6 protein-coding genes and 6 pseudogenes are annotated in these 7,566 nt (G+C 66.5%); 5 read left to right on the top strand and 7 right to left on the bottom strand.

What is annotated here, in order from left to right; genetic code table 11:
- Positions 1-716 (top strand): annotated as a pseudogene (locus OO67_RS34970) (transposase); the annotation flags it as partial.
- Here OO67_RS34970 and OO67_RS34965 read toward each other — a convergent pair.
- The 3 genes and pseudogenes from OO67_RS34965 to OO67_RS34960 form a co-directional block, all read right to left on the bottom strand.
- On the bottom strand, positions 681-1,214 hold the full coding sequence (locus OO67_RS34965; RefSeq protein WP_033305866.1) for a GNAT family N-acetyltransferase: 534 nt from the start codon (positions 1,212-1,214) through the stop codon (positions 681-683). The pseudogene OO67_RS34970 and the gene OO67_RS34965 overlap by 36 nt on opposite strands.
- A gap of 285 nt (positions 1,215-1,499) precedes the next feature.
- Positions 1,500-1,604: pseudogene (locus OO67_RS38465) on the bottom strand (IS481 family transposase); the annotation flags it as partial.
- 46 nt (positions 1,605-1,650) lie between these two features.
- Positions 1,651-2,625, bottom strand: coding sequence for a DMT family transporter (locus tag OO67_RS34960; protein ID WP_033305865.1), 975 nt, complete (start codon positions 2,623-2,625; stop codon positions 1,651-1,653).
- A gap of 62 nt (positions 2,626-2,687) precedes the next feature.
- On the opposite strand from OO67_RS34960, the gene OO67_RS34955 reads away from it, so the two are divergent.
- The 3 genes and pseudogenes from OO67_RS34955 to OO67_RS37630 all read left to right on the top strand — a co-directional run.
- The gene (locus OO67_RS34955; RefSeq protein WP_033305864.1) at positions 2,688-3,545 is read left to right on the top strand and encodes a helix-turn-helix transcriptional regulator; all 858 of its coding nucleotides are present in this window, start codon (positions 2,688-2,690) and stop codon (positions 3,543-3,545) included.
- Positions 3,546-3,620: 75 nt separating this feature from the next.
- A pseudogene (locus tag OO67_RS38460) lies at positions 3,621-3,713 on the top strand (IS5/IS1182 family transposase); the annotation flags it as partial.
- Positions 3,714-3,927: 214 nt separating this feature from the next.
- Positions 3,928-4,071 (top strand): annotated as a pseudogene (locus OO67_RS37630) (IS5 family transposase); the annotation flags it as partial.
- A 31-nt stretch (positions 4,072-4,102) separates the two neighbouring features.
- On the opposite strand, the gene OO67_RS34945 reads toward OO67_RS37630, so the two are convergent.
- Together OO67_RS34945 and OO67_RS40370 are read right to left on the bottom strand one after the other, a co-directional pair.
- The gene (locus tag OO67_RS34945) at positions 4,103-4,525 is read right to left on the bottom strand and encodes a DUF6924 domain-containing protein (RefSeq protein WP_157841784.1); all 423 of its coding nucleotides are present in this window, start codon (positions 4,523-4,525) and stop codon (positions 4,103-4,105) included.
- Between the two features lie 13 nt (positions 4,526-4,538).
- Entirely contained in the window at positions 4,539-4,832 is a 294-nt protein-coding gene (locus OO67_RS40370) for a Ku family protein (RefSeq protein WP_244300483.1), read from the bottom strand.
- Here OO67_RS40370 and OO67_RS40365 point away from each other — a divergent pair.
- Positions 4,824-4,988: pseudogene (locus OO67_RS40365) on the top strand (LexA family protein); the annotation flags it as partial. The gene OO67_RS40370 and the pseudogene OO67_RS40365 overlap by 9 nt on opposite strands.
- Positions 4,989-5,191: 203 nt before the next feature.
- Here the strand turns inward: OO67_RS40365 and OO67_RS34935 are convergent.
- Complete coding sequence (locus tag OO67_RS34935) at positions 5,192-6,361, bottom strand: amidohydrolase family protein (protein WP_051710269.1); 1,170 nt, start codon at positions 6,359-6,361, stop codon at positions 5,192-5,194.
- 222 nt (positions 6,362-6,583) lie between these two features.
- A pseudogene (locus OO67_RS34930) lies at positions 6,584-7,543 on the bottom strand (IS701 family transposase); the annotation flags it as partial.
- Between the last annotated feature and the right edge of the window lie 23 nt (positions 7,544-7,566).

Here is a 7,566-nt window from a genome sequence, read left to right as displayed (position 1 = left end):
TGCTCCGCGAGGAAGGCGTCTCCTTTCAACGCCTGAAGACCTGGAAGACCTCCCGCGACCCCGACTACGCGGCGAAGAAGGCCCGGGTCGAGCACCTCTGCGCGATCGCCGACGGCGAGGTCATACCCGAGGACGGCGAACCCGAAGTCATCTTCTGCATGGACGAGTTCGGACCCCTCAACCTGATGCCGCACCCGGGCCGGCAGTGGGCCGAACGCGGAGGCAAGCACAAGGATCCCGACCGGGAACCCCGTCGGCGGCGCCGGGCTACCTACAACCGCTACGGCGGAGTACGCCACCTGTTCGCTGCCCTGGACCTGGCCAAGGGCAAGCTCTACGGCCACATCAAACCGGTCAAGCGGCGGACGCAGTTCCTGGAGTTCTGCCGCTACCTGCGCAGCCTCTACCCACCGACCGTGCGGATCGCGATTGTCAATGACAACTTCTCGCCGCACCTGACCACGAAGAGATGCCAGCGGGTCGGCACCTGGGCCGCGGCGAACAACGTCGAGATGGCCTACACCCCGACCAACAGCTCCTGGCTCAACCGCATATAGGCCCAGTTCACCGCCCTGCGCTACTTCACCCTGGACGGCACCGACCACGCCGACCACAAGGAGCAGGGCAGCATGATCCGCCGCTACATCATCTGGCGAAACCGCCATGCCGACGACCAGGACCTACGCGCCGTCGTCGACAGGGCTAACGTTGCTTGATCCGGCCGTGGTACTGAACGAGATCCAGACGTCAGGTGCCAGGTCCGGCCGGTTCGGCACCGGTCTGCGCTCCTCGGTCCAGGCGTCGCCGTTGATCTTTGTGGCGACGCGACGCCAGAACTTCACCGCGCCCGGGTTGGCTTCCTGGAATGCGATCTCCCACGGCCCTGGATGCAGGGCCACGATGCTCTGAGCAGCGTGCATCCCGGTCCCCGCCCGCCGTGCCCCGCGCACCACGAAGAAGCTGTTCATCACGCGCGTCGGACCAATCAGACCGCGGACGAACGCGAATCCGATGGGCCGGTCACCTCTCGTCAGGAGATACGGTGCCCGGTCGGGGTCGGAGAAGGCCATGTGAAGCCATTCGTCTCGGAAGGATCCGTCGGGGTTGGGCAGGTCACCCTCCAACTCCGACATGTCATGTCGGAACATCAGCCACAGGCGCTCGGCTGTGGGCTTGTCGGCATGGTCTGCGAGGCGCAGGGAGATGTCTGACACGAGACTCCGTGGTGAGGGTGGTCGACTTCAGCCCGAGACAATCTGCTTCCGGGCATGAAAAAAGCCTTCCCGACGGAATAAGAACTCCGGACCGGGAAGGTGAGTTACTCAAGGTGAATCTAACAGGCAAGTGCGCGGGCCTGTACTTGTATCGCTGCACGACGGAGATGGCCGCCCCATGCCGCCCGGCCAAGCACCGGGCGGCGCGTCACACCACAACAGGGCGAACGTTGCCTGATGCGGAACTAGCCGAACTCTGCCAGCGCAACGGTCGAGCTCGTAAGTCCGGTAATGGTCCGCCCATCGCTGGGCTGTCGTTGGTGGCTGGAAGCGCTCGGCCGCCCACCGCAGAGGCCAGCCGTCCTCGACCACGCAGCGGGCCAGCCGCACGGCCTGCGCGGGCCTGGCCGGACAGCCGCCCGCGAGAGCAAGGGCTTCATGTCGTGCTCCTGCGGCGGGGCGTTTCGGTTTCGGCGGGCGACTGTCCGGCAGGGGCGGTCCTGCACGTCGGCAGTTTGCCCCTGGTGGCTGCGAGGGCCGCTCCGACGAGCAGGACCACCGCGCCCGTGGCCTGCAACCAGCCGAAGGACTCGCCGAGGAGGAGCGTGGAGCACAGGGTGTTGACCACGGGGACGGTGAACATCATCAGGGAGGCGTTGGCCGGTCCCACCGTGGCGACCCCGCGGTAGTACAGGAGGTTCGCGAGGGCTGCGGCGCCCACGGCGAGGTACACGGTGTTCAGCCATACTCCGGCCGGCAACTCGCTCCACAGGACCCGCGTCAGGTCGGGGGCAGCGAGTACCGCCAGCAGCAACGCGCCCGCGCAGGTGGCGTAGGTCGTGGCCCGCAGCGGATCGACACCCGACATGACCCGGGGCCCCAGAAGCGTGTAGCCGGCCCAGCAGACGGCACTGAGCAGGAACAGCACATCGCCCCACAGCCTGGACGAGCCGCCCTGTGCACTGCCGCCGACGCCGATGAAGAAGATGACGGCACCGACCAGACCAAGGACGAGGCCGGTTGCTCGGGCGGCGCCGGCCCGTTCCTTGCCGGTGAGCACCAAGACGGTGCTGGTCAGTACGGGACTCATGACGGGGATGAGGATTCCGGCATCGAGAGAAGGAGCAAGAGACAGGCCCCAGAAGAAGAAGCCGTTGTAGGCGAAGACACCCAGCACGCCGACCGCCGCCGCGCGCCACCCGTTGCGGGACGAGACCTGTGCCCGGCGGTCACCGAACAGCCGGATCGCTACGAGCAGCGCCAGGGCGCCCCCGCCGAAACGCAGGACCGCTCCCACCGCGGGCGGAACATGCTCGACGACCGACTTGGAACTGGAGAAGGCACTGCCCCACAGCACCATGGTCACCAGGAGTTGTAGATATGGGTTGCTCGTTCCCGCTTTTGATCGCATGTCCGCGATACAACCGGAGAGATGCTGGGCTGACTTGAACGCTGGTGCGGCACCATGGGGTCATGGAGGCGAGGAACGGTGCCGGGAGCGGGCCGGCGAACGGATGGACCCGTTACTGGCGCGACGGCTCCCGTCCACTGGAAGCCATGCAGGCGCACTTTTTCGAGCATGTCTACACTCCGCACAGTCACGACACCTACTCCTTCGGCATCACGGACGTGGGAGCCCAATCGTTCCACTGCCGCGGAGCCAACCACACCAGCGGGGCTGGCATGGTCATGGCCTTCAACCCAGACGAGGTGCACGACGGCCGTGCGGCGGCCCAGCTGGGCTACCAGTACCGCATCGTGCACATCGGGCCCCGTGTGGTGTGCGAGATACTCGCCGATGCCTCCGACCGGCACACCGGCGCCATGCCGCTGTTCACGCAGCCCGTTCTGACCGATCCGCTCCTGACCGACACTCTGTCCAGACTGCACGGTGCCTTGGCCGGGCGAGCGGGCCTTCTGGTCCGCGAGGAACTTCTGATTGCGACCGTCCTCGCGATGGCGAAACGCGGAACCACGCGCACTCCGCGGGTGCGGACACTGGCGGGCACTCCACGGCTGCGAGCCGCACGCCGCGCCCGGGCGCTGCTCGACAAGGCGTTTCTTGAGCCGCTCGCGGTGAACGACCTGGCCGCAGTTGCGGGATGCAGCCGGTTCGCACTGTACCGCGCCTTCCGGGAGGAGTACGGCATGCCGCCCAGCGCCTATCAGCGCCTGCTCCGCCTACGCCACGCCCGCGACCTGCTCACCAGCGGTCTGGCACCGGCGGACGCTGCAACGTCCGCCGGTTTCTCGGATCAGGCGCACTTCAACCGTTGGTTCAAGCGTGCCTACGGCATCACACCGGGAGTTTTCAGCTGTGCAGTCCTGTGACAATTGCTGTGTCCCCCGAGGTACCGCAAAGGGTCTCGCGATGACCTCAAGCCCGGCCTGGTGCCCCTTGTTCTCATCCGAGCTCGCGGCATCACACCCAAGATCGCCCGCCGTGGAGCCCCGCATGGTTCCGGCCTGGGCAAGACCCGGTGGGTCGTCGAGCGGACCTTGTGCGCCACGAGGCGCTCTGTTTCTATCCCCGGCTCAGCCGGGAGGAAATCGGAAGGAGGTTCCTGGGCCGGACGACTTACCTGGCCAGAACACTCACGCCGTAGTCACTGGAGAGCCGGATGACAGGGAAACCATCATGTCAGTTCGGCGGGAGGTCGCGCGGAACAGGACTCGTCCACGGCGAGCATCTCACCGCGCGGCTGACCCAACCGGCTGGCTCATGCACCACCGCCGCCTCGCCCGCGACTACGGAACCCACCCGCACCGCTCCGAAGCCGTGATCCGCATCGCGATGATCGACCTGATGAGCCGCAGACTCACGCGTGAAGCCACGCTGAACTGGCGCGACACATAGCTCACCCCGGACGTGCCTCAGCAGTGAGGCGTCAGCCCCCGTCAAAGCCGCGGAAGGTTCCTGATCCATCAGCGGCATCGGCGAAGTCCGCGAAGTCCATATTGGCGATGCTGAGGTTAGCTGACACGTCAGGAAACAAGTGAGCCGGAACCCTGAACGTTCGCCCAGGTTCGTCCCACAGGTCCACGGCCAAAAGAGGGTGATCCGGATCCTCCATCGTGGTCGCGTCCGCAAGGAACAAGTCGGCGATCCTGTCGTCTTCTTCCGCAGCAGCTTCTTCGTCCAGCAGCGCCTGGACGTCCACGGCAGCGAAGCGAACGTCGCTGACATACGTGGCGTGGGGGTACTCGCCAGCAGCGTCGAGTGCGATACGCACCGCATCCCAAGCCCCGTCGTCACCGAAGTCGGTACGCAGGATCAGCGACGTTAGATCATCGGGCTGAGGCAGAGGCATGAACGCCATCCTCTCACCCGGCGCCGACATCGACCCCAGCAGGCTCAGCACACCCCAACCGCGTCGACGTGACCTCCCAGACCTTGACTGACTGGTCGGCGTTACCAAACACCCCTGCCTGGACAAAACGCTCTTTAAGGGGTTGGCGAGGGGCGCGGCTTGCGATGGTGCGATCGAAGGCCTTGCGCAGCAGGACGTACGGCTTGAGCGCGACGTTGCCCTTCGCACGGAGGTAATAGTCGCCGGCTCCGTACTGTTCCGGCTGGATCGATTCCGCGTCGTGCGCCAGGCCGACTCTGCCGACCACGGCGACATCGTCGCCGCGATGCTGGACGGCGAAGTAACCGTGAAGCGACTGCGGCGCGAGAGCGGCCGGGTGTGGCTGATGCCCCACAACTCCGCCTACGAACCGATCCCCGGCGAGGAAGCGACCACTCTCGGCAAAGTCGTCACAGTCCTCCGCTTGCCTCTGAGCCGGCGGCGGAACTGCTTTGAGCACGGCGCGGAGGGCGATCAGGCACGCCTTGGCGTCAGCCCAGCTCCGCCGGAGCAATCGGCTTCGGCACGAACGGTGGGAAGGCCCCGTGCGCGGGTGTAAGCGTTGGAGGGGGACGAGTGGTGGAGAACAACAGGCAGGCAGAAGTCGATGCGCTGTCGCAACAAGTACTAGCTAGAGGGCCTGTCCCCTCGTCCGTAATACGCACTCCGCCCGTCCCCGGCTCGGGGACCGGTGCGGGAGGTCCGCTTCAACGCGGGCATGAGTCGTTGTGCGTTGTTGCGGTAGACGCCGCGACGCTGGTGCTCGGTGAACGCATGGTCGGCCTCGATGGCAGGCACCGTGAAGTCGGTGATGATCTCGGCGGAGGCGGCCGGCCAGTCCGTGCCGAAGAGGATCTGATCGGCACCGACCGTCTCCACCAAAGTGCACGCCGGAGCGAGCGGGCCCGCCGTGTCGTAATGGAAACGGCGGAGGGACTCCCGCACGCGGGCTGCGTCGAGAGGCGGGGTGCAGAAGTCGCCGAAGGCCTCGAGGCGGGTGGCGATCTGAGGGAGGAATCCGCCGGCGTGCGGCAGGACGACGGACAGACGAGGGTACCGGTCGAGGGTTCTTGTGCGGATCATGTTCACGGCGGCACGCGTGGTGTCCAGCAGGAAGTCGCACATGAAGTTCGGGACCCCGGGAACTGTGGGCACTCCCGGCGGTTTCCCCGGAAGGTCGAGCGGGTGGGTGACGAGGACCCCGGAGCGTTCGTCGACTTCGGCGAGGAAGCGGTCGTATGAGGGGTCACCCAGATACACACCGTTGTAGCTCGCCTTCACACTGACTCCGACGGCACCGAGTTCGTCGAAGGCCCGTCGGAGTGCCCACGTGGTGACTTCGGGGTGATCCAGGAGGGCGGGGCAGAGGAAAGCGAAACGCCCCGGGTGGTCGTGCATCAAGTCGGTCATCGCCTCGAAGACGACGGACAGCCCTTCCTTGGCCTGTGCCGCGGAGCGGTACTGGTCCTGCATGGTGGGGTTGAGGACGGCGGTCGCGATCCCTGCCCGGTTCATGAGCGCGAGCGTGGAGTCCGCATCCCAGCGCGCCCACCACAGCAGCTCTTCCCGTCGCACCACCCCTGCGCGCTCCGCCCAGTCCACCCATCGCGGTGCGGTGAAATGATGGTGCACGTCGATCTTCGTCCGCCATGCGTCGTCGCTTCCCTCGGTTCCACTCGAACTGTCTCCACCCCCGGTGAGGGAGCGGGGCTTCTGAGTGGCGCCGGCTGTGGAGGCCACGGCCCCACCGGCTATGAGCAGACCACGTCTGCTCAAGGGCTTACTCGAGTACGACATTCGAACTTCCCTCCGCGGCGTCGTCCTTTGGGTCGACACGGTGCCCCTGCAACAAGTGCGAGGCCTTGTCGGCTACCGCCATCGGGGGACGGATTCCGCCGTACGGAGCAGTCGGCTGCCACCGGACCGGCACGACTTCATGGCAGCAGTAGCAGCACGTCGGTTCGACAACCGCGGTTTCACCCCGGTCGCTGGAGTACTAGCTAGTCACCCACCAGGCTCTAACCTTAGGACTACGTCCCACTGGTTGCGTCCGCCGCCCGCGGCCTGGGCGCCTGCCAGGGCCTGCTTGCCCGCCGGTCGAAAGGTCAAGACGGCGAACCGCGAGGTCATCGGCCCTTTGCTGCCCTGCCGCCAGCTCACCTCGGTGAAGTGGCCGGCGGCAGCGGCATCAACCGCGTGGAGGGAAAGAGCGCGCGGCGCCGTCCGGTAGCGAGGAAGCGTCGGCGGGCCCAGTCCTCCATATCCCGGCTGGCGCGGCTCGATGTCGAGTTCGTGCGCGACTTCCTTCCCGGTCAGTGCGAGCACGTAGGACAGGCCCCGTTCCTGAAGGCCGTGGCGGAAGGGGGTGCTGACGCCGTAGCCCGCGTCGGCGACCACAACCGGTGCGGTCAGTCCCCAACCGGTCACGTTGTCCAGCAGACCGAGTGCGAGCCGCCATTTCTCCTGATGGACGATGCCGTCGGGGATGCCCGCCCGATGGCAGCGACCCGGCTCGTCCGTCCACTCCCGGGGCAGATACAACTGCCAGTCCAGCGGACACGACGCAGTGTCGGTGGCGGCATGGACACTGACAGCGACCTGGCAGTTCGCCCGCTTCCCCAAGGCTCCGCAGTACTGACGGGCCACCCCGGCAGAGGCGCGGCCGCAGTTGGGAAACGACACGTCGTCGATCACCCACACCTGCGGTCTGATCGCCTCGGACAGTCTCCGGGCGATCCGTCGTCGCACCGGCAACGGATCCCACGGCGACTGGTTCACGAACTGCTGCAGGGCCTGCATGTTCCCGTCCGGCAACCGCTGGGCCATCGGCTGGATCGACTTACGCCGCCCGTCCAGCATCAGACCGCGCAGATAACACGCACCCCACCGGCGCTGATCCTGCCGCGGCAACGACCCGAACACATCACCCACGAACTCCGCCAACTCACCCCGGAGCCGCTCGACATCCCCCAGTCTCACACCTCGAAGATGCCCACCACCAG

Source organism: Streptomyces atroolivaceus (assembly GCF_000717025.1).
Taxonomy (GTDB): Bacteria; Actinomycetota; Actinomycetes; order Streptomycetales; family Streptomycetaceae; genus Streptomyces; species Streptomyces atroolivaceus.
Note: the sequence above shows the minus strand (reverse complement) of the source record. Positions and strands in the feature narration are given on the sequence as shown.

Bases quoted from the DNA above. Each gene is read 5' to 3' on its own strand.
- OO67_RS34960 (WP_033305865.1), bottom strand. From the start codon at position 2,625: ATGCGATCAAAAGCGGGAACGAGCAACCCATATCTACAACTCCTGGTG.
- OO67_RS34955 (WP_033305864.1), top strand. From the start codon at position 2,688: ATGGAGGCGAGGAACGGTGCCGGGAGCGGGCCGGCGAACGGATGGACC.
- OO67_RS34945 (WP_157841784.1), bottom strand. From the start codon at position 4,525: ATGCCTCTGCCTCAGCCCGATGATCTAACGTCGCTGATCCTGCGTACC.
- OO67_RS34935 (WP_051710269.1), bottom strand. From the start codon at position 6,361: ATGTCGTACTCGAGTAAGCCCTTGAGCAGACGTGGTCTGCTCATAGCC.